Here is a 22,868-nt window from a genome sequence, read left to right as displayed (position 1 = left end):
CCCATGCCGTTCGACTACACCCTCGATTTCCACACCGTCGATTTTCGCCAGCACCCCGAGCTCTATCGGGTGGGGAGGGGCGAGCAGGGCGTGCTGCTGGTACAGCCCTACAAGGGCGAAATCCTGCCCCACTGGCGCTTCAAAAACGCAGTGACAGCCCGGGAGTCCTCCGTAACGATTTACGGCCTGTTTGAGGCCTATTTGAAGGCCCAGGACTTTGTGGGCGCCGACATGGCGCGCAAATTCATTCAGATGGGCTACACCCGGGCCCGGCGTTACGCCAACCACGCCGGCGGCAAGAAATACGATGGCCCCGTGCCGGCCGACAAAAAAGGCCAGAGCGGCGCGCACGGCCGGGCAGAGTTGCCTCGCAATCCCCATCCCGATGTGGATAAAGTGGAAGCCGCTGCCATTTTCAAGCGCACCTGGGACGAGGCCAAGGTCAACCCCGAATACATCCGGCAGAAAGAAGCGTTTATTGAGAAATATGGCAAATAATGATTAGTGGTTAACGGTTAGTGGTTAATAGCTTGCTATGGTGCAATCATGAACCACTAACCGTTAACCACTAATCATTCAACCCTACCTTTGTCTACTATTCTTCACCCCAACCGCATGAGCACTCCCCAACCCTCCAGCATCGAGGAAAACGAAATCATTCTGGGCACCGGCATGGGCCCACTGCGCTTCGGCGCAACCATGGACGAGGTGCGTACCCTCGTGGGCGAGCCCGAGGAAATTGAAGAGTCGGAAGACGACGACGAATTCGAGCACCAGGCCTGGAACTACCACGAAGAAGACTACCTGCTCTCGCTGTATTTCGACCGCGAAGACGACTTCCGCCTGAGCTGCATCGAAACCGACAACCCCGGTATGCGCCTATACGGCGAGGCCATTCACGGCATGAGCATCGACCAGGTGAAGGCCCTAATGGCCCGTCATCAGCAAGCCGAGCCCGAGCAGGAAACCATGGAAGAAGGTGCCGTTCGTCTGTCCTACGAGAAGTCGATGATTGACTTATACTTCGAAGAAGGCGAGCTCCAATTCGTCAATTTCGGCGTGTATATCAGCGACGACATGGAAGTACAGTGGCCTAAATAAATAGGGTTATCCACATTTTGGTCGTTTTCGGCTGTGGATAAGTGGATAAGACAGTGAAAACTGGCTGTTTATCCCCGTGTCTGGACAGTCGTCCCATCTTGAAACCTTTGACGCAACTGAGCGCATAAAAAAACCCTGTTCCATATTGGAACAGGGTTTTTTGTGTTTTGACTTGTCGAGCTTACTATCCAGCCATCGCCCGGAACAGCAGGAACAGCAGGCCGGAAAGCACCATTGTAACCGGCAGGGTGAGCACCCACGCCAGGGCGATGTTGCGCACGATACCGGGGTTAATATTCTTCACGCCGCGGCTGGCCACCATGGAGCCGGCAATGGACGAGGTGAGCACGTGGGTGGTAGAGGCGGGCAGCTTCATCTGGGTGCCCACCCCAATGATGAGCGCCGCCACCAGTTCCGAGGATGCGCCCTGCGCATAGGTCAGGTGCTCCTTGCCGATGCGCTCACCAATGGTTTTTACGATGCGCTGCCAGCCGATAGTCGTGCCCAGGCCAAGCGAAATAGCCACCAGCATCGGTACCCACCAGGGCGCATAGTCGGTGAAGGACTTCATTTCCTTCATGGACCCGTCGAACAGTTTGCGGTCGGCGGTGCTGAGGCTCACCTTATCGGAACCGAGCAGGCTTTTGGCGCGCTCGCCGATGAGCAGCACATCGCGGCGAATCTCGAAACGGGCCGTCTTGGGCAATTCTTCCACGCGGGTTTTGCCCGCAAACACCCGGTCCAGGTCGGCGGTTTGGGCTTGCACTTCGGCCATCAGCTTCTGGTCGGCTGGGCTGAGCTCGTCGCGGTTCACGCGGCTCATCACCAGCTCTACCTGGCTCAGCGAGGCGCGCAGGTCGAGCGGATTCTTGGATTGGTCGAGCGCGAAGAAGGAAGGCACGATGCCGATGAGAATGAGCATTACCAAGCCCACGCCCTTCTGCCCGTCGTTCGAGCCGTGGAAGTAGCTCACCATGGTGCAGGTTAAAATCAGCAGCAGGCGAATCCACAGGGGTGGGGGCTTGCGCTTGTGCGGCTCCTTAAAAATAGCCTTGCTGGGCACAAAGCGCTTGAACAGAAACATAACGCCAATGGTGAGCGCAAAGCCCAGCAACGGCCCTACCAGCAGGGCAACGCCGGTTTCGCTGGCCTTGGACCAGTTCACGGTGGAGTGCGAACCCGGCAGCAGAGAGTAGACAATGCCCACGCCCAGAATGGACCCAATGAGGGCGTGCGAGCTCGATGCCGGGATGCCGTAGTACCACGTGGCTACGTTCCAGATAATGGCCGACAGCAGCAACGCGCCCACCATGGCAATGCCGTGGTACACGTTCTGGTCAATCAGGCTTTCGACGGGCAGCAGGTAAATAATGCCCATGGCTACGCCGATGCCACCCATCAGCACGCCGATGAAGTTCCAGAAACCCGACCACATCACGGCCACCCAGGGGCGCAGCGTGTTGGTGTAGATAACTGTGGCTACCGCGTTAGCCGTGTCGTGAAAGCCATTGACGAACTCGAACGCGCAGGCTGCCAGCAGGCATAAGCCGAGAAGCAAGAGTACGTGAGGTTCTAAACCAAACATAAAAGGCGGTTTTGTGGGAAATTGATTGTAATCATGGGTCAAAGGTAGGCAGGTAGCTCACAGACGATGTATTATCGAATTGTGACCCCAGAGTGAGTATTTTAAAAAAGAACGTGCTGCTGAAGGTAGCTGAAGCCTTTGGTATGCGGTTGCTAATCCTGCTCCTGAAAGGCGTTATGCAGGAGCGAAACTTCGGCAAGCTCAGCATAGCTGCCTTGATTTCGCGCCTTCTACGCACAAGTTTCAGCTTCAGCCGCATCGGGCTACTTTTGCGGGCATGAATCCAGCATCAGAACCCGCGCAACTAAAAGATATAGTGGCCCACGCCAAGGAATACGGCTTCGTGTTTCAATCCTCAGAAATCTACGATGGCCTGGCCGCCGTGTACGATTATGGCCCCAACGGCGTGGAACTGAAAAACAACCTTAAGCGCCTGTGGTGGGACGCCATGACCCAGCTGCACGGCAACGTAGTGGGCATCGACGCCGCCATTTTTATGGACCCGCGCACCTGGGAGGCTAGCGGCCACATTGCCGGTTTCAACGACCCCCTCATTGACAACCTCGACAGTAAGAAGCGATACCGCGCCGACGTGTTGCTCGAAGAAAAAGCCGCCGAGTACGAAAACGCCGGCGACCCCGCCCGCGGCGCCGCCCTCACCGCTGAGATGGGCCGCCTACTCACGGCCAACGACCTGGCCGGGGTGCGCCAGCTCATCCTCGATGAGAAAATCCTTTGCCCCATCTCCAAAACTGGCAACTGGACCGAGGTACGGCAGTTCAACCTGATGTTCTCCACCCAGGGCTCGGCCGTGGATTCGGACGCGCCGCCCGTGTACCTGCGCCCCGAAACGGCCCAGGGCATTTTCGTAAACTTCCTGAACGTGCAGAAGTCGGCCCGCATGAAGATTCCGTTCGGCATTGCGCAAATCGGCAAGGCCTTCCGGAACGAGATTGTGGCCCGGCAGTTCATCTTCCGGATGCGGGAGTTTGAGCAAATGGAGATGCAATTCTTCGTGCGCCCTGGCACCGAAGGCGAGTGGTACGACACCTGGAAAGCTTCACGCCGCCGCTTCCACGAGGCGTTGGGCCTGCCGGCTGAAAAGCTGCGCTTCCACGACCATGATAAGCTGGCCCACTACGCCAAAGCGGCTGTGGACATTGAGTACGAATTTCCCTTTGGCTTCAAGGAAATGGAAGGCATCCACTCGCGGGGTGACTTCGACCTGACCCAGCACCAGAACCTGAGCCGTAAAAAGCAGCAGTATTTCGACGCCGACATTGACCCCGCCACCGGCAAAACCTACGGCAACTACGTGCCCTTTGTGGTGGAAACCTCGGTGGGTGCCGACCGCCTGTTCCTGGCCACGCTCTGCAACGCCTTCCAGGAGGAAACTATCACGGAAGGGGAGGGCGAGACCCAGCAAACCAAGTCCCGTACGTTCCTGAAGCTGCACCCGGCAGTGGCCCCGGTGAAAGCCGCTATTTTCCCGCTCGTTCGCAAAGACGGCATGCCCGAAAAGGCCCAGGAAATTTTCGACGCGCTGAAATACGACTTCCGCCTCGTGCTGGAAGAGCGGGATGCCATTGGCAAGCGCTACACCCGCCAGGACCTCATCGGCACGCCCTTCTGCATCGTGGTTGATGGCCAGACGCTGGAGGACAACACCGTGACCGTGCGCCACCGCGACTCGCGCGAGCAAACCCGCATGCCCATCTCGGAGCTGCGCGCCTACATCGGCGAAGCGGTGAGTCCCCGCCGCATCTTCGAGCAGCTGTAGTAACTCGGTTCGCTCGGGCGCGGACTCGCAGAGCCCACGCTACAGGTGATATTCAGAATATAAAAAGCCCCAACTCAGCAGTGAGTTGGGGCTTTTTTAATGAGTTTGCCACACCTCAAGGTCTGTTGCAACAGCAGGACGGACTGCCGCGCTCCAATACGTTCTGCTCGCAATGACAAACGCAGGCCGCCCCTTCGCGTAACTTTGCCTCTTTACAGGACATTATGTGGGAACAACTTGCGGTCTTCATTATCCGGTTTCGCCTGTCGCTAATCGCGTTGCTGGCCATCATCACCGTGTTCATGGCCTGGAAGGCCAAGGATGTGGAGATGACCTACGACTTTGCCCAGGTGGTGAGCGAGAAGGACCCAGACATGATTTACTTCAAGCAGTTCAAGCAGCGGTTTGGAGAAGATGGTAACGTGCTGGTTATTGGCTTGCAGGACAGCTCTATCTACAAGCTGAATAACTTCAACGAGTTCCGCCAACTCACTGATACACTGACCAAAGTCCAGGGTGTAAATGGTGTGCTCAGCGTGAGCAAGCTGCTCAACATCAGCAAAGACACGGCTACGAACAGCTTCAAAGCGACCCCAATTTTTAAAAACCCGCCGCGTAGCCAACAGCAACTCGACAGCCTGATGCGCGTGGTAAACAATGTCGAATTTTATAAGGGCCAGCTCATTAGCCCCACCACGGGGGCCACGCTGCTGGCTCTTACCATGGACCCGAAGTACCTGAATTCATCGAAGCGCCAAGCGGTGATGAACAAGATTCTGGGCTTCTCCGGGCAGTTTGAAAAGAAAACCGGCATCAAGCTGCACTACGCCGGCCTGCCCTACGTGCGCTCCACGATGACGAGCAAGGTGGCAGGGGAGATGAAATTCTTCACCATTCTGGCCATGATTGTGACCGGAATTACCCTGCTGGTGTTCTTCCGAACGTGGTCGGCGGTGGTGTTTCCGCTCATTGTGGTGGGCGTCACCGTTATCTGGTGCATTGGTTCGATTGTGTTGCTGGGCTTCAAAATCAACCTGCTCACGGGGCTGATTCCGAGCATCATCATCGTTATCGGCATCCCGAACTGCACCTACCTGCTCTCGCGCTACCACTACGACTACCGCAAATCGGGCAACCAGATGCTGGCCATGACGCGGGTAATCCGCAAAATCGGCCTCGTGACCCTGATGAACAACACGACCACCGCCGTGGGCTTCATCGTGTTTGCCTTCACCGACATTGCCATTCTCTATCAGTTTGGCCTGGTGGCCACCATCAACATTTTCGCGGCCTTCATCATCAGCTTCATCCTGATTCCGGCCGTGTTTACCTTTCTGCCGCCGCCCACGCCCAAGCAGCTGGAGCACCTCGATGCCACGCCGCTTACCAAGCTGCTGGAGTTTTTCGACCACCTCGTGCTGGAGCGGCGGCCCACCGTCTACATCGCTGCGCTGGTGCTCGTGGCCGGGGCTGCCATCGGCATTTCGCGCATCGATTCGGTGTCGTACATGGTGGATGACTTACCCAAGAAAAGCTCCGTCAACGCCGATTTGGCCTTCTTCGAGCGCCACTTCAATGGCGTGATGCCGCTGGAATTTGAAGTCGATACCCACAAGAAAAAAGGGCTGTTTAAGCTCAAGAACCTGGAGAAAATCGACCAGTTCGAGAAGTTCCTGCGGACCCAGCCCGAACTGTCGCCGCCCGTTAGCCTGGTTACTTTCCTCAAGGCCAGCACGCAGGCTTTCTACAACGGCAGCCCGGAGTTTTATCGATTGCCCGATAATTCGGAAAAAAACTTCATTCTCAGCGCCCTGGCCAACTCCTCAAAGAGCGTGGGTGGCGCGGGCATGAATAGCAAGCTGCTCCGCTCCTTCATGGACAGCACCGGCCAGAAGGCCCGCATCAGCCTGAAAATCGCAGACATCGGCTCCCAGAACCTGGATACGCTGATGAACACGAAAATCATCCCGGAGATGAATCGCATCTTCAAAGGCACGGGCATGGACATCCGGCCCACGGGTACAACCATCATCTTCACCAAGGGCAACGAGTACGTCATTCACACCCTGCGCGACAGCTTGTTCATGGCCTTCGGGCTGGTGGGTTTGGTGGTGCTCATCCTGTTCCGGTCTTTCAAAACGGTGCTTTTTGCTCTTATTCCCAATGCCGTCACCCTTGTCCTCACGGCCGGCATCATGGGCTATTTCAACATCGCGCTCAAGCCCAGCACCGCCCTGATTTTCGTGATTGCGCTGGGGATTGATGGGGATAACTCCATTCACTTACTGGCCAAGTTCCGCCAGGAAATGGCTCTGAACGGCCAGCGGGTGCGCGAGGCCGTGTCGGTGACGCTGAGCGAGGCCGGCACCAGCATGATTTACACCAGCATCGTGTTGTTTGTAGGTTTCAGCATCTTCGCATTCAGCGAATTTGGGGGTACTAAAGCGCTAGGGTTGTTGATGGCTGCCTCGTTGCTGATAACGAACTTCTCCAACCTGATACTGTTGCCTTCTTTGCTTGTCACGTTTGAGCACGCAAAAGGTGGTGACATGAATACCAACGCCCTCATCCGGCACTACGACGAGTCTTATCACGAAGAGGACGATGATATCGACCTGAACCTGAAAGAGATGCACAAAGCCTCCGACTACGAAGGCGACTATTCGATTTAAGAACTAGAACCGACTGAAATTGACTAACCACTCCTAGAACGTCATGCTGAGCGTAGCCGAAGCATCTCGCGTGCAGCAGTAATCATTATCGATTGTAACGAAGCGGTAGAGATGCTTCGGCTGCGCTCAGCATGACGTTTTAATTGGCTGATTGAAAGCCCTAATTCATGAAATACCCCGAATTTAAGCAGCCGCTCAATTACGGCCAGGTGGGCGAGGACATCCTCGCCTGGTGGAAGGAGCACGGCATCTTTGAGAAGAGCGTGAGCAGCCGCGAAGGCCAGCCCACGTTCGTGTTTTACGAAGGTCCGCCCTCGGCCAACGGCGCCCCCGGCATCCACCACGTGATGGCGCGCACGGTGAAGGACATCTTCTGCCGCTACCAGACGCTGCTCGGCAAGCAAGTGCCCCGCAAAGGCGGCTGGGATACCCACGGTCTGCCCATTGAGCTGCAGGTGGAAAAGGAGCTGGGCATCACCAAGGAGGACATCGGCAAGAAAATCAGCGTCGAGGAGTACAACCAGCGCTGCCGCGAAACCGTCATGCGCTTCAAGGCGCAGTGGGACGACCTGACCGAGAAAATGGGTTACTGGGTCGACCTCGACGACCCCTATGTGACCTTCGAGCCGGAGTACATCGAAAGCTGCTGGGCGCTGCTCAAGAGGCTTTATGACAAGGGCTTGCTGTACAAGGGCTATACTATTCAGCCCTACTCGCCGGCCGCCGGCACCGGCCTTAGCTCACACGAGCTTAACCAGCCCGGTACTTACCGCGACGTGAAGGACACGACCGTGGTGGCGCAGTTCAAGGTGAAGCCGGGCGCGGCTGCCGAGAAGCTGTTTGCCTTGGCTGGCGATGACGCCAAGGTGTTCATCCTGGCCTGGACAACCACGCCCTGGACCTTGCCCGCCAACACGGGCCTGGCCGTGGGCAAGAACATCCCGTACCAACTCATTCGCACCTTCAACCCCTACACCTACGAGCCCATCAACGTGGTGCTAGCCAAGGCGCTGGTAAGCCGCTATTTTAACGAAAAAGGCGCGGCTGCTCCACTGGAAGGCTACGCCGAAGGCGACCACAAGGTGTTGCCCTGGCGCGTGCTGGGCGAATTCACGGGTGCCGACCTTATCGACATCAAGTACGAGCGGCTGTTTGACTTCACGCCTTTTGAAGGTGAGGAAAGAGGCTTCCGCGTTATCAACGGCGACTTTGTAACCACCGAAGACGGTACGGGCATCGTGCACATCTCACCCACGTTTGGCGCCGATGACTTCCGGGCCGCGCAGTTGGCAGATATCCCGGCGCTGATGGTGCCGGATGCTGACGGCAACCTCGGCCCCATTGTAGACCGGACGGGCCGCTACGTGCCTCAAATGGGTGAATTTGGTGGCCGTTGGGTGAAAAACTACGACGGCCACGACGAAACCGGCGCTGACTATAAGACGCTGGATGAGAGCATCGTCATCAAGATGAAGGGCGACGGCACGGCCTTCAAAGTGGAGAAGTACGAGCATACCTACCCGCACTGCTGGCGCACCGACAAACCCGTGCTCTACTACCCGCTCGACTCTTGGTTTATCAAGACCACGGCGGTAAAGGACCGGCTCATCGAACTCAACAAAACCATCAACTGGAAGCCCGAAAGCACCGGCACCGGCCGCTTCGGCAACTGGCTCGAAAACCTGGTGGACTGGAACCTGAGCCGCTCGCGCTACTGGGGCACACCGCTGCCCATCTGGCGCACCCAGGACGGCACGGAGGAAGTCTGTATTGGCAGCATCGCGCAGTTGAAAACGGAGATTGACAAGGCTGTTGCGGCCGAAGTCATGACCCACAACCCCTACGCCAACGGCGAGCAAATCGACCTGCACCGGCCTTACGTGGACGATATTTTCCTCGTCTCGCCCAGTGGCCTGCCCATGTACCGCGAGCCTGACCTCATCGACGTGTGGTTTGACTCGGGCGCCATGCCCTACGCACAGTGGCATTACCCCATCGAAAACGACGAGAAATTCCAGAAGAACTTCCCGGCTGATTTCATTGCTGAAGGTGTGGACCAGACCCGTGGCTGGTTCTTCACGTTGCACGCCCTAGCCGTGATGCTGGAAGACTCCGTGGCCTTCAAAAACGTGATGGCCAACGGCCTCGTGCTGGCCAAGGACGGCCAGAAGATGAGCAAGCGCCTCGGCAACGCCGTGGACCCGTTTGCCACCATCAAGCAGTACGGCCCCGATGCCACCCGCTGGTACCTCATCGCCAACGCGCCACCGTGGGATAACCTCAAGTTTGACCCGGCTGGCGTGACCGAGGTGCAGCGCCGTTTCTTCGGCACGCTGTTCAATACGTACTCGTTCTATGCGCTTTACGCGAATCTGGATGAGTTTCAGACCAGCGAATTCAACCGCATTCCGCTCTTGGAACTGAGCGAGCTGGACCGCTGGATTCTGAGCAAGCTGCAGTCGCTGATTGTGGAAGTGCGCGGCCACCTCGACGACTACGACCCCACGAAGGCCGCCCGTGCTATCCAGGACTTTGTCACGGACCAGCTTTCGAATTGGTACGTGCGCCTCTCACGCCGCCGTTTCTGGAAAGGCGAGCTGACCACCGACAAACGCGCCGCCTTCGAGACCCTGAACGAGTGCCTGCAGACCGTGGCGCAACTCATGTCGCCCATCGCACCCTTCTTCGCCGAGTGGCTGTACCGCAACCTGACCTTCGGTGAGTTAAGAGTTAATAGTGAAGAGTTAAAAGTTGAAAATTCCGCAACTCTTAACTCCCCTGAATCTGTGCATCTAACGCTGCTCGTGGAAGCCGATGCAACCCGCATCGACCCCAAGCTGGAGGAGCGCATGGAGCTGGCCCAGCGCATCAGCTCGCTGGCGCACTCGCTGCGCAAAAAGTCGGTGCTGAAGGTGCGGCAGCCCCTGCAGCGCATCCTGGTGCCGGTGCTGAACGATACGACCAAGGAGCAGGTCGGCCTCGTGGAGGATTTGATTTGCGCTGAAATCAACGTGAAGCATGTTGAGTTTCTCGATGATACAAGCGGCGTGCTGATAAAGTCGGTCAAGCCCAATTTTAAAGTGCTTGGTCAAAAATTCGGCCCTCAAATGAAGTCTGTAGCTGGTAGAATTCAGCGTATGACAGAATCTGAAATTGAGCGCATTCAATCCATGAGCGGCGTCGTGATGGATGTTGACGGTATGGAACCGGTAATGTTTTTGCCTGAGTATGTCGAAGTTAGAACCCAAGACCTGCCCGGCTGGCTCGTGGCCACCGACGGCCCCCTCACCGTGGCCCTCGACGTGACCCTGACCGACGAGCTGCGCCAGGAAGGCCTCGCCCGCGAGCTGGTGAACCGCCTCCAGAACCTGCGCAAAGACTCGGGCCTGGAAGTACAGGACAAAATCCGCGTCACGCTGGCCGATGGACAGCCCGAGCTCACGGCCGCTGTGGCCGCGTTCGGCGACTACATCCGCACCGAAACGCAGGCCCTCGCCCTCGACTTCGCCGCCGATGTGAACGGCGGCTCGGTGCTCGAATTTGATGACTACTCCGTGCCGGTTCGGTTGGAGGTCGCAACTGCCTGATGTTGAATGACTCGTCGAGGCCCTGAAACCCCGGCGAGTCCTCGGCCGCACAAACGCTCAATAAGCTCGTCTTTGGCGGCATAAAACATCAGACAGTCAGTTATAAAAGGTATAAAAAGGCGGTAATAAAACAGGCCGTCGCTCTCGCCACTTTTGGCAACGTCTGAATGCACCCAATCCTCACGAACCGCCAGCAATCAGCGGCCAAATTCTTCCTGTTGGCGCTGTTTGTCATCGCCATCGACCAGATTTCGAAGTGGGCCGTGCACACCTACATGCAGCCCGGCATGAGGGGGGAAATTTCCCTTATCGGCCATTGGGCCAAGCTGCACTACACGCTGAACCCCGGCATGGCCTTTGGCGCTGAACTGCCCGCGCCGTATGGGAAGCTGTTTCTCAGCGGGTTCCGCTTGCTGGCCGTCTTTGGCCTGAGCTATTACATTATTCGCCTTTGCAAGCAGCGCGCTTCGGGTGGCTACATCGCCTGCATGGCCCTAATTTTGGGCGGCGCCGTGGGCAACCTGATTGACTCCATCTTTTACGGCGTTATCTACAGCAATGCCCCATTTGGCTCGCCTACGCGCTGGTTCTATGGCCAGGTGATTGACATGCTCTACTTGGACATTTACGAAGGGTTTTTGCCCCAAAGCTGGCCGCTGGTAGGAGGGAAGTACGTCTCGCTCTGGCCCATCTTTAACATCGCCGATTCTTCCATTTTCATTGGGGTAGCCTTAATTCTGCTCAATCAGAGCAAATTTTTTAAGCAGGAAGAACCTGCTGCTGCCCCTGCCACGCACAGCGAGCCCTTGGTAGCTCCCGACTCGGAGAACCTGGCATAGCACACCCTTAAAAACAAGAAGTACGTCACGCTGAGCTAAGCCGAAGCATCCACCGCTTCGGCTTAGCCCAGCGTGACGTTCTTTTTTTATCCGGTTTATTTGTCTTATTGCCCATTTAATCCGCTCTCGGGCAGCTTCCGAAATGCATCCAACCTTCACTACCCGCCAGCATTCCGCTGCTAAATTCTTCCTGCTGGCCTTGCTCATCATCGCACTCGACCAGTTCTCGAAATGGGCGGTGCATACCTACATGGAGCTCGGTTCAGGCGGTGAAATCCCGATTTTTGGCCAGTGGGCGAAGCTGACGTACACCCTGAACCCTGGTATGGCTTTCGGCGCCGAGCTGCCCGCGCCCTACGGAAAATTGGTGCTCACCGGCTTCCGGATGCTGGCTGTGAGTGGGTTGATTTACTACATTATTCGCCTGTGCAGGGAGCGTGCTTCGGGTGGCTACATCGCCTGCATGGCCCTGATTCTGGGCGGCGCCGTGGGCAACCTGATTGACTCCATCTTTTACGGCGTCATCTACAGCAACGCTCCTCTAGGCTCGCCCACGCGCTGGTTCTACGGCCAGGTTATCGACATGATTTTCGTGCCGCTATACGTGGGGTATTTCCCCAAATCCTGGCCCATTATCGGCGGGACGTACAGCAACGGCTTCCCCATCTTCAACATTGCCGACTCCTCCATCTTCATCGGCGTGGCCTTGATTCTCCTCAATCAAAGCCGTTTCTTCAAGCAGCAGGAGGAAAACCAAGCCGTTGCTACAGAACGCGCCCCGCTAGTAGCTCCTGATTCTGAGAATCTGGCGTAGCTCTAACCAGACTGTCATTCTGAACGAAGTCGAAGAGTCTCCCCCACTTTGTTACGAGGTGAAATGCGCTTGAGCTTATGCCTAAATGGAGAAATCTAAACGGGATTCCCCACAACATCACTCAAAGTTTCTTTGGGACAGAGAGGTACTATAGCCGCGGCTACATGGGCGATTGGTTGTTACACGCAGCAAGAAAGTTGAACCTGACAAACGCATCCCTCAATGTACTGGAAGCCACTTTTGAGCCTGCCGAGCTGAATCTTTATCCTCTCGTTTTTCACGCGAAAAGCTTGAAAGCAATAATTGATAAGGAACTGCTTGCAAATGGATTCGACACAGAGTTTATAACTGAAGCTCATATCAGTTTTCAATTCTTAAATCCCAAAATCTATTGGGTTGGAATCTACTGCTTTCCTTCCCTTATTGATAAAACAGGCAGACGTTACGAGCCAGGACGAATAATCGCAGAAGGGCTTGAGCCTTACTTTGACCCTTTTGATAATCAGAATTATTTATCCAGTTGGATAAGTAATTCTGATTATCAAGCTAAAAGCTTCGTTTTGGGCTGAGCGAAATATGATAAGTGTTGCGCGGTATAGATGCTTCGACAAGCTCAGTATGACGTTCTTGCGAAATGAAAGCCGCGTTTCGCGTGTTTCCTTAGCCAGCTGACCTTCTCACGAAGCCTTAACTCTACCCCGATTTCCCTCCTGTGCCCAACCCACTGCTCACCGTTTCCAACCTCACCATTGATTTCTCCAGCCACCGCGGCGACGTGCGGGCCGTAGACAACATCTCTTTTGAGCTGAATCGGGGCGAGACGCTGGCCATTGTGGGCGAGTCGGGCTCGGGCAAGTCGGTTACTTCGCTGGCGCTGCTGGGCCTTATTCCGATGCCTCCCGGGCGCATTGCCAGCGGCAGTGCCGTGTTCCTGTCCGAAAAGCTGGGCCAAACCGACCTGCTGAAACTCTCCGAAACTGACCTGCGCCAGGTGCGCGGCAACGACATCGGCATGATTTTCCAGGAGCCGATGACTTCGCTGAACCCCGTGTATACCTGCGGCAGCCAGGTGGTGGAGGCCCTGCTCATACACACCGACTGCACCCCCAAGACGGCCAAGGCCCGCACCATCGAGTTGTTCACCGAAGCGCAACTGCCGCGCCCCGAAAGCATCTTCAGCAGTTACCCCCACGAAATTTCGGGTGGCCAGAAGCAGCGCGTGATGATTGCCATGGCCATGGCCTGCCGCCCGGCCCTGCTCATCGCCGACGAGCCCACCACCGCCCTCGACGTGACGGTGCAAGCCCGCATGCTGCGCCTGATTGACGACCTGCGCCGGCAGCACAACACCGCCGTGCTCTTCATTACCCACGACCTCGGCGTAGTGGCCGAAATCGCCGACCGCATTCTGGTGATGTATCGAGGCAAAGTAGTGGAGCAGGGGAGGGTGCTGGATATTTTTTCAAATCCGCAACATCCGTACACAAAAGGCCTTTTGGCGTGCCGACCGCGCCTCTCGGTGGGCAAAAAACGCCTGCCCGTGGTGGCCGATTTCATGCGGGAAGACGCCAGCGGTGAATTATTGGCCCAACCCGAGCCCGTTGTTTCGCTTCCTGGTGAGGCACTTGCGGAATCGTCGCCCGCCGTGGAGGAACAGCAGTTACGGGATAAAATTGAAACCGCCAAAACGTTCCCCGTGGAACATGCGGGTTTTAGCGATGTTCCACGGCCTGCCGAGCTTATTTCGGAGCCAGTGTTAAGCTCCTCCGTGGTGGCAGTGCCGGCCGGTTTAGAGCCACTGCTCCAGGTCCAGAACCTCCAGGTGTACTTCCCCATCCGCAAAGGCTTATTCCGCCGGGCTACCGACTACGTGCGGGCTGTGGATGATGTCAGCTTCACGCTCTACCCCGGCGAGACCATTGGGCTGGTAGGGGAGTCGGGTTGCGGCAAGACCACGCTGGGCCGGGCGCTGCTTCGCCTCACGGAACCAACGGCGGGCAGCATCCTGTTCGAAGGAACCGACCTGGCCCGGCTTTCCACCGGTGAGTTGCGCCGCCGCCGGCGCGATTTGCAGCTGGTTTTCCAGGACCCCTACGCTGCCCTCAACCCCATGCTGACGGTGGGCGAGGCTATCTGGGAACCGATGCGCGTGCACAACGTGGGCGGCGCCCGCCAACAGCAAAAGGCGAAAGTGCTGGAGTTGTTGCGCACCGTGGGGCTGCGCGAGGAGCACTTTCAGCGCTACCCGCACGAGTTCAGCGGCGGGCAGCGGCAGCGCATCTGCATTGCCCGGGCGCTGGCCTTGCAGCCCAAGCTGATTGTCTGCGACGAGTCGGTTTCGGCCCTTGACGTGTCGGTGCAGGCGCAGGTCCTCAACCTGCTCAACGACCTCAAACGCGAGTTCGGTATCACCTATCTTTTCATCACGCACGACCTTTCCGTGGCCCGGTTTATGAGCGACCGGCTGCTGGTCATGCACCAGGGCCGCATCGTGGAAAGCGGCCCGGCGGCGGCCATCTACGCCGCTCCCCAACACGAATACACCCAAGGCCTGCTGGCCGCTATTCCCAAGGACAGCCTGGCTGACATCGAAGCCGCCGTGGCCAGCCGAGCCTAGCTGCCTGTAGTGTGGACTCTGTGAGTCCGCGCTACAGGCAGCACGATACCTAATACCTTGCGCTCCCAGATGCGACTTGCGTAGCACCAGGTTCTAGTCGCTACCCCACCCGGCGCTTCCCTGCGCGGACTCTTAGAGTCCACGCTACAACCTAGCGGCTCCGTCCGCGTTCTACATACTGGTCCATCTATATGGGCCTCACCTTTTCCGCTCTCGCCGCCTGCGACCAATCAACTTTTCGGCGGCCGCTTTTTACATGAATACCCCCGAAAACTCCGGAGCTCCCCGCGCCAAGCGCGAAAAGCCCGAACCAGAGACCATCACGCAAGACCAGGTTCTGCGTGTCTTCGCCGACAACCCCACCAAAGTCCTTGCCTACCGCCAGCTCTCGCGCCGCCTCGGCGTCACGACCAAAGGCCAGCGCGAGGAAATCTTCGCCCATATCAAAGTCCTCCGCAAGCAAGGCCTCATTACGCTGCTTCAGAACGACGAATACCGCTTGGCTGATGCGGAAGCCGTAGCAGCCGCTTTGATGCCGTCTAACGCCCGGAAATCGGGCAAAAAAGCTGAATTGCCAGTGCAGCCGCCCCGCAACCGTTCGGTGCAGGCCAACTTTGGCCAGGACCCCATCATCCACCGCCGCCGGTCGGCGGGCTTCGACTACGTTGATGGCGATGACCGTCCCGAGCGGGCGCCTTCTAACACGGTCATTGGTACCGTTGATTTGGCTACGCCCAACTTCGCTTTCGTCGTGCCCGAGGGCGTTGATGGGGGAGATGACATTCGCGTGTTCACCGACCAACTCAAGTTTGCGCTGCAGGGTGATGTGGTGCGGGTGCGTCTGCGCAGTGGCTCCCGCGACGGCCGCCCAATGGGTGACGTGGTGGAAGTGCTCAAGCGCACGCGCCCCGAAGTGGTGGGCCGCCTGCAGGTGCAGGGCACGCTCGGCTTCGTGAAGCCGGACAACCGCAAGGTCTACTTCGATGTGTTTGTGCCGCCGCACCTGCTGCACGATTCCCACAACGGCGACAAGGTGCTGGTCCGAATCACCGAGTTTCCGGAGGACAGCAACCGCCAACCGGTGGGCGAGGTCATCCGCAACTTCGGCGAGGCCGGCGGCAACGAAGCCGAGATTAACGCCATCATGGCCGAGTTCGGCTTGCCCTTCGAATTCCCTGAGGAAGTGCAGACCGAATCGGAAGGCATCAGCGAGGTGATTGAGCAGGATGAAATTGCCCGCCGCCGCGACTTCCGCAACATCACCACCTTCACCATCGACCCCGCCGACGCCAAGGACTTCGATGATGCCCTGAGCATTCAGAAGCTGGAAAACGGCCACTGGGAAATCGGCGTGCACATCGCCGACGTAACCCACTACGTGCGCCCCGGCACCGAGCTGGAGCGCGAGGGCAAGCACCGGGCGACCTCGGTGTACCTGGTCGACCGCGTGATTCCGATGCTGCCCGAGCGCCTGAGCAACGGCCTCTGCTCGCTGCGACCCCACGAGGACAAGCTGACTTTCTCGGCCGTATTTGAGCTCGATGAAGACGGCAAGCTTTACGAGTCGTGGTTCGGCAAAACCATCATTCACTCCGACCGTCGCTTCAGCTACGAGGAAGCGCAGGAGCGCATCGAAAGCAAGGAGGGCGAGTACGCCGAGGAGATAAACATCATGAACGACATGGCGCATAAAATCTGCGCCCAGCGTTTCAAGCAAGGTGCCATCACCTTCGAAACCCAGGAAGTGAAGTTCCGCCTCGATGAGAACGGCAAGCCCCTTGGCGTGTACGTGAAGGAGCGCAAGGACGCGCACAAGATGATTGAGGAGTTCATGCTACTCGCCAACCGCAAGGTGGCCGAGTTCGTGTTCAATCTCAAAAAGACCAAGCCGCGCTTCACCATGGTGTACCGCACCCACGACGCCCCCGAGCCCGAACGCCTCCAGACCTTCGCCCTCTTCGCCCAGAAGTTCGGCTACAAGCTGAAGCTCGACAACCCGAAAAAGGTAAGCACCGAGCTCAACAACCTGAGTTCCGAAGTGGTGGGCAAGCCCGAGCAGAACGTGCTCCAGGGTCTGGCCATCCGGACCATGGCCAAGGCTATCTACAGTACCGAGCCCCTCGGCCACTTCGGCCTGGCCTTCGACCACTATTCGCACTTTACCTCGCCCATCCGTCGCTACCCCGATATGATGGCCCACCGCCTGCTCGAGCATTACCTGCTCGGCGGCAAGAACGTGCCCGTCGAGCCCGTGGAAGAAGAGTGCAAGCACTCCTCGGCCCGCGAAAAAATGGCGGCTAACGCCGAGCGTGCCAGCATCAAGTTCAAGCAGGTGGAGTTCATGCTTGATGAAGTCGGCAACACGTTCAAGGGCGTGGTGTCAGGTCTTACCGAGCGCGGCATGTACATCGAAATCGAGGAGAACAAGTGCGAAGGCATGGTTCGCCTCTCGGACATTCCTGGGGATGAATTCGAACTCGACAAAGACAACTACCGCATCGTGGGGCGCCGCACCAAGCGCATCATCCAGTTCGGCGACGTGATGGATGTGGTAGTGAAATCGGCCAACCTCCTCGACCGCACCATCGACTTCGAATTGGTGGATGACCGGCCCGATTTCGTGAAGCAGCGTGAGGCGGACGAGCGCAAGAACCGTGGCGGTGGAGCTCCCCGCGGCTACCGCGACTATGACAAGGGCAGTAGCAAAGGCGGCATGGCGAAAGGTGCCCACAAAGGCAACAAGCGCCGGTAAGGGTCGACTGTGATTGCGAGGAGGCACGACATTCCGCGCATCAAGCGGCGTAAGTCCGTCCTCCCAATGCGACCTAACCTGGGTTGTGACAACGCTCCCGCTGGCGGAGCCTCACCCCCGGCCCCTTTCCAAAAGAGAGGGGAGCCTGACGAATTTCTCTCGTGGCTTTAAGCCCCGGCTCAGTCCAGAGTCGGGGCTTTTTGTTGGTGGCGACCGCGTTTGTCAAACCCAAAAGGCCTCTCGACTCCCCTCTCTTTTGGAGAGGGGCCGGGGGGTGAGGTTCCGTCAGTCGCGCCGTAAGAGCAGCCCAATTCACTACCGCCATCACTATGCCAAACGCCTCCGTTCTTTGCACCCAATATGACCCCAGCCGATTTCCCCGCTAACATCACCGCCGCTCTTGCGCAACTTAGCTACGGCGAGCAGCCCGAGACCCTCTACGCCCCCATTCGCTACATTATGGGCCTGGGCGGCAAGCGTATCCGGCCGCTGCTCACGCTGCTCGGCGCCCATCTCTTCACCGACGAGCTAAGCGGCATCATCAAGCCCGCGCTGGCCACTGAAGTCTTCCACAACTTCACCCTGCTCCACGATGACCTGATGGACCAGGCCCCCCTACGCCGCGGCCAGGCCACCGTGCACGAAAAGTGGAACCCTAACGTGGCCATTCTCTCCGGCGATGTGATGCTGGTGCGGGCCTACGAGCTGTTCCTGGACGTCAACCCCACGCTGCTACCCACCGTCCTCCGGCGCTTCAGCCAGACGGCCGCCGAAGTCTGCGAAGGCCAGCAGTGGGACATGAATTTTGAGACCGAACCTCAGGTCAGCATCGCCCAATACCTCGATATGATTCGCCTGAAGACGGCTGTCCTGCTCGGCTTCTGTCTGGAGCTGGGTGCCCGCCTGGCTGGTGCTTCCGAGGAAGATGCTGAGCACCTCCGCCAGTTTGGTACCGACATCGGTATCGCCTTCCAACTCCGCGACGACCTGCTCGACGTGTACGGCGACGCGGCCACCTTCGGCAAGCGTGTAGGCGGCGACATCATTTCCGACAAAAAGACGTTCCTGCTACTCTCCGCCCAGGCCCAGGCCAATGCCAATCAGCAGTTCATCCTGAGCCAGCTCATCGCCCAGCCCGTGGTCGATGCCGAGGCCAAGGTCGTAGCTGTCCGCGGCATTTACGATGAGCTCGAAATTCGTCCTCAGACAGAGGCGCTCATCAACTCTTACTTCCAGGATGCTCTTCAGCATTTGGAGCGCGTAGCGGCCTCATCTGAGCGCAAAGCGCCCCTGCATCATCTTGCGCTCCAACTCATGGACCGCGAGAGCTAGGCTATTCTCTTACTGGCAATGCACGCTTTCGTTTGTGCTTCCCTCCCAGCACCAGCGAAGGCTGTGCTACATACCCCTCTCCCGTGTTCAACCCTATTTTGATACTTGTCGGCCTCACGGTCCTCATTTCTGCTTACGCCTGGTCCAACCACGCCCTCATGGAGTCGTGGATATTACGGCCCTACCAGATGGCCCGCGATAATAGCCAGTGGTATCGCTTCCTCACCTCCGGCTTCCTGCACGCCGACTGGGGCCACCTGCTTTTCAACATGATTGCCTTTTACTCTTTTGGCCAACTTGTGCTCAACGTGCTGGTCATTGGCACCGGCGCGCCCGATATAGACGGCTTCGGCGCGGTGGGCGGTATCTGGCGCTTTTTGTTGCTCTATCTGGGTGGCATCATTGTTTCCGATATCCCTACCTATTTCCGCCACCGCGACGACCGCAACTACGGGAGCCTAGGTGCCTCGGGCGGTGTGGCCTCGGTGCTCTTTGCCGGCGTCATCTATTCGCCCCTAAATAAAATCTACATGATGTTCATCCCGGTTGGCATCCCCGGCTTCATCTTCGGTTTCCTCTATCTGGCCTATTCCTACTATCAGGGCCGCCGCCGAGGCGACAATATCAACCACGATGCGCACTTCTATGGGGCCATCTATGGCGTCGTACTCACCTTGCTCTTCATGCCAGCCGCAGGCAGTGCGTTTGTGAAGCAAATCAGTCAGTTTATCGGGTTAAACACTTGATTTACAATTATTTGATATTGTGTAATCGTCATTTTTATATCTTATTTTAAAATCTTTGCGTAAGGAAGCCAAAGTCACTCTTTCACCTTGCTTCCCCTGTCATGCAAACCCTTCGCCATTACGCTTCCCGCTTGCCGCTCACAGCGCTTCTGCTGCCCCTGATGTTGCTTGCTACTTCCTGCAGCCGCTACAACGATAATGGCAGCCTCTCCATCGCAGGAATTATCTATCTTATCCTGGCAATTGCGGCTGTTATCAGTCTGCTTAAGCAGGATTGGAGCTTGACCAAAAAACTGGTTTGGGGAGTCATCATCTGGATTTTCCCCATTGGTGGTTCCATCATCTATTTCCTGTTTTCAGGTCGCAAATAGAACGTAGCATTAAACGCAAAGAGCCCCGGCCAGCAATGGTCGGGGCTCTTTGCGTTTAATGCCATTTGAAACCGTGGCTAGTTCAGCAGGCGTTTCTTTTCCAGTCGCGCCACCCCTTGCAACAACTCGGCGCTGTTCGTGATTTGGGTTAGCTGCCAGTGGTCGCCTTGGCGACGCATTTTCACCTCCACCACCATGGTTGTGTCATAGCGAGGCTGGGTTACCTCCAGGCCCAGGAAAGCATTGTCCCCTTCCTCCCGGCTGTACTTTACTCCTTTGAATTCGCTGTCCGGGCTCACCACTTTGCTGGCCAGGCTGGTCAGCGAAATGTTCACAAGCCGCTTCGGTGCGGCGGCGGCCGCTGCTTCCAGCGAGCCGGTCTCTACGTAGCGCTGCACCTCGTTGTGGGCTGCCTTCGCCAGGGTTGGTTTAAGTAGGCGCATGGCCCCACCCATTACCAAACCACCGCCGGGCATCAACGAAGTCAGGGCCGAGCTCTGCTGCGTCACGTCATCTACTAGGTGGCTCGTCACACTACTCACGTCCACATATTTCTCGAATGTGGCCATGTCGTGGGTTTGTACCGCGGCAGCGGCGGCTACGAGCGAACCACTCGGTCCGCCCTTCAGGGTGCGGTAGTAGTAATAGCCCCCGCCCGCAAGGGCCAGCAGCAACACAAAAAGCAGCAGTTTTTTCATAAGGGTCGTTGATGAATGTAAAAGCAAAAATACCCCAAATCATATGCTTCTCAGCAGCACGAGCTAAGCTTGGATGTATCACGCTGCCTCAATGGAAAAAGGGCCCATAATGCGTGCCTTTTCGTGGCTTTGTGCACGCCGTGAGAGTTTTCAGGCCCACATCATTCGCCAATCCTGTTCGCGCCGTACACCGCCAATTCTACGGCGTTTACTGACTTTCTCCTTCTATGTCTAATACTCCCTTATTGCGCCCTGTGCTTCCTGAAGTTCACGGCCACCGCGGCTGTCGGGGCCTTCGTCCCGAAAACACGTTGCCGGCTTTCCTCCATGCCATTAGCCTGGGTGTTGATGTGCTGGAACTAGACGTCGTTATTTCTGCCGACCGCCAGGTGGTGATATCGCACGAGCCCTGGCTCAACCCAATTATCTGCCGTGGTCCCGCCAACGAATCCATTCAGCACGGTTCGGCTTCTTCCTACAACCTCTACCAGATGCCGTACCATCTAATTGAGCAATGCGACTGTGGCCACCCGCACCCCAACTTCCCACAGCAGGTAGCGCTACCTGCGGTAAAACCCTTGTTACGCGACGTACTGGCTGCTACTGAAGCCTTGGTTGCGCAGCTGCCTAGCCGCCGGCCCCTGGGCTATTCAATAGAGATAAAATGTCTGCCTGAAGGAGACAACATCTTTCATCCCGCCCCGCCTGCATTTCTCGATTTGGTGCTCGCCCAACTCAACCAAGCTGGGGTAACAGCCCGATGCACGGTCCTCTGTTTCGATGCACGGATTCTGCGCCTGGCGCGTGCAGTCAATCCCGAGTTGCGAACCTGCTTATTGGTCGAGGCAGAACAGGATTGGTTCAGCTCTCTCAAAGACCTTGGCTTCGTGCCACACGCTTTCGGCCCCAATCAAATTACCGTAACACCCGCTGCAGTTTCTCAAATCCGAACGCAGTACCCTAGTCTGCGCATCGTGCCTTGGACTGTAAACGAGCCAGCCGACTTTGCTCGTCTTATTGAGTTGGGCGTTGATGGCATTACAACTGACTACCCCGACCGATTGGTAGCGCTGCTGGATAAGAAGGTGTAGTATAAAAGGCCTTCCTCATTGCCCGTAAGCTGGTATAATGTGTTTTTGTAATAGTGTAAATTAATATGTTTGTAACGTTACAAAGTGTATCGCGTATTAGTTTACAGTTACACTATTACGCTTAGAAATTGACACTTTTTACATTGTTACAGATACTTTATTTGTACATATTATAAGTACAAATTTGTTTTGTTGATACATATTGTACATATTTGCATCAGCGTTACGCCAAGCCTACCTCTATGCCACACCAAGGCGAAATCCTTCAGGAAGCTATCAAAAACAGCGGTATTTCGATTACGCGCATCGTCGATGAGCTGGGTATTACGCGTCCGACTATCTACCGTAAATTCAAGGAGGATACACTTGATTACAGCTTTGTAAAGAAGGTTGGGGAAATAATCAACCATGATTTTTCGAACGATTTTACTTCGTTACAACAATCGTCGCTTTTATTTGTAACACAACCTGTCCGTAATGTTGCGTCCCATGTTGTTACACCACGTGTAACACAACCTCAACCTGCTGATAGTGACCCTTCGCGACAGCTTTTATTGCTACAGGCAAAGTATATATCCCTGCTGGAAGCCTACAATGAGCTTCTGTTGAAAGTGTACGGCCCCAAGTAACAAAAATGTTCCACGTGAAACATTTTTGTTCGCGCTCTAAGCAAACGTCTTGATTGTGCTGCTAGGCAAGTAAACGTTACAACGCTTTTTAGACTGATTGCAGTGGTAGCCTAGGGCCAGAGGGGCGGCCTATGAAATTACTCTTCGCGCGCCGGTTCATTCCAAAAAAAAGACACTGCACATGGATGTGACAGCACCGGAATCGGCAATGTGATTTTGCCAGGTGAGAAGTACGACTTGCTGTGGAAATGGAG

Annotated in this window: 17 protein-coding genes; 15 read left to right on the top strand and 2 right to left on the bottom strand. The window is 56.7% G+C overall.

From position 1 onward, the window contains the following. Window positions 1-3: 3 nt before the first annotated feature. Both ABD837_RS12220 and ABD837_RS12215 read left to right on the top strand, forming a co-directional pair. Window positions 4-498 (top strand): DUF4385 domain-containing protein, encoded by a 495-nt coding sequence (locus ABD837_RS12220; protein ID WP_345054730.1) that lies wholly within the window; start codon window positions 4-6, stop codon window positions 496-498. 117 nt (window positions 499-615) lie between these two features. Then, the gene (locus tag ABD837_RS12215; protein ID WP_345054727.1) at window positions 616-1,101 is read left to right on the top strand and encodes a hypothetical protein; all 486 of its coding nucleotides are present in this window, start codon (window positions 616-618) and stop codon (window positions 1,099-1,101) included. A 184-nt stretch (window positions 1,102-1,285) separates the two neighbouring features. Here the strand turns inward: ABD837_RS12215 and ABD837_RS12210 are convergent, their stop codons facing one another. After that, window positions 1,286-2,686 carry an inorganic phosphate transporter gene (locus ABD837_RS12210; RefSeq protein ID WP_345054724.1) on the bottom strand — a complete coding sequence of 467 codons (1,401 nt, stop codon included), beginning with the start codon at window positions 2,684-2,686 and terminating at the stop codon, window positions 1,286-1,288. Window positions 2,687-2,963: 277 nt separating this feature from the next. Between ABD837_RS12210 and ABD837_RS12205 the strand changes: the two genes are divergently transcribed. The 11 genes from ABD837_RS12205 to ABD837_RS12155 all read left to right on the top strand — a co-directional run bounded on the left by ABD837_RS12205 (window position 2,964) and on the right by ABD837_RS12155 (window position 20,196). Beyond that, window positions 2,964-4,466: a glycine--tRNA ligase gene (locus ABD837_RS12205; protein ID WP_345054721.1), complete on the top strand. Its 1,503-nt coding sequence runs from the start codon at window positions 2,964-2,966 to the stop codon at window positions 4,464-4,466. A 224-nt stretch (window positions 4,467-4,690) separates the two neighbouring features. Next, complete coding sequence (locus ABD837_RS12200; RefSeq protein ID WP_345054719.1) at window positions 4,691-7,138, top strand: efflux RND transporter permease subunit; 2,448 nt, start codon at window positions 4,691-4,693, stop codon at window positions 7,136-7,138. A gap of 167 nt (window positions 7,139-7,305) precedes the next feature. Beyond that, entirely contained in the window at window positions 7,306-10,725 is a 3,420-nt protein-coding gene (ileS, locus tag ABD837_RS12195; RefSeq protein WP_345054716.1) for an isoleucine--tRNA ligase, read from the top strand. 167 nt (window positions 10,726-10,892) lie between these two features. Continuing rightward, a complete protein-coding gene (locus ABD837_RS12190; RefSeq protein WP_345054714.1) occupies window positions 10,893-11,564 on the top strand; it encodes a lipoprotein signal peptidase in 672 nt (223 codons plus the stop codon). Window positions 11,565-11,706: 142 nt separating this feature from the next. Beyond that, on the top strand, window positions 11,707-12,378 hold the full coding sequence (locus ABD837_RS12185) for a lipoprotein signal peptidase (protein WP_345054711.1): 672 nt from the start codon (window positions 11,707-11,709) through the stop codon (window positions 12,376-12,378). Window positions 12,379-12,542: 164 nt separating this feature from the next. Then, on the top strand, window positions 12,543-12,947 hold the full coding sequence (locus ABD837_RS12180; protein ID WP_345054709.1) for a hypothetical protein: 405 nt from the start codon (window positions 12,543-12,545) through the stop codon (window positions 12,945-12,947). A 143-nt stretch (window positions 12,948-13,090) separates the two neighbouring features. Next, window positions 13,091-14,995: an ABC transporter ATP-binding protein gene (locus ABD837_RS12175; RefSeq protein WP_345054707.1), complete on the top strand. Its 1,905-nt coding sequence runs from the start codon at window positions 13,091-13,093 to the stop codon at window positions 14,993-14,995. Between the two features lie 256 nt (window positions 14,996-15,251). Beyond that, window positions 15,252-17,747, top strand: coding sequence for a ribonuclease R (gene rnr / locus ABD837_RS12170; protein WP_345054704.1), 2,496 nt, complete (start codon window positions 15,252-15,254; stop codon window positions 17,745-17,747). A 360-nt stretch (window positions 17,748-18,107) separates the two neighbouring features. Then, window positions 18,108-19,079, top strand: a complete 972-nt coding sequence (locus ABD837_RS12165; protein WP_345054701.1) for a polyprenyl synthetase family protein — start codon at window positions 18,108-18,110, stop codon at window positions 19,077-19,079. 83 nt (window positions 19,080-19,162) lie between these two features. Further along, window positions 19,163-19,825: a rhomboid family intramembrane serine protease gene (locus ABD837_RS12160; protein ID WP_345054699.1), complete on the top strand. Its 663-nt coding sequence runs from the start codon at window positions 19,163-19,165 to the stop codon at window positions 19,823-19,825. Between the two features lie 101 nt (window positions 19,826-19,926). Beyond that, window positions 19,927-20,196 (top strand): PLD nuclease N-terminal domain-containing protein, encoded by a 270-nt coding sequence (locus tag ABD837_RS12155; RefSeq protein WP_345054696.1) that lies wholly within the window; start codon window positions 19,927-19,929, stop codon window positions 20,194-20,196. 77 nt (window positions 20,197-20,273) lie between these two features. Here the strand turns inward: ABD837_RS12155 and ABD837_RS12150 are convergent, their stop codons facing one another. Further along, complete coding sequence (locus tag ABD837_RS12150; protein WP_345054694.1) at window positions 20,274-20,894, bottom strand: hypothetical protein; 621 nt, start codon at window positions 20,892-20,894, stop codon at window positions 20,274-20,276. Between the two features lie 227 nt (window positions 20,895-21,121). On the opposite strand from ABD837_RS12150, the gene ABD837_RS12145 reads away from it, so the two are divergent. Continuing rightward, on the top strand, window positions 21,122-21,985 hold the full coding sequence (locus ABD837_RS12145; protein WP_345054691.1) for a glycerophosphodiester phosphodiesterase family protein: 864 nt from the start codon (window positions 21,122-21,124) through the stop codon (window positions 21,983-21,985). Between the two features lie 242 nt (window positions 21,986-22,227). Beyond that, entirely contained in the window at window positions 22,228-22,614 is a 387-nt protein-coding gene (locus ABD837_RS12140; RefSeq protein ID WP_345054689.1) for a helix-turn-helix domain-containing protein, read from the top strand. The last annotated feature ends 254 nt before the right edge of the window (window positions 22,615-22,868 follow it).

This window comes from Hymenobacter glaciei (assembly GCF_039539585.1).
In the GTDB taxonomy this organism is placed as follows: Bacteria; Bacteroidota; Bacteroidia; order Cytophagales; family Hymenobacteraceae; genus Hymenobacter; species Hymenobacter glaciei.
The sequence above is the reverse complement of the archived record's forward strand: the minus strand, read 5'-3'. Positions and strand labels throughout refer to the sequence as shown.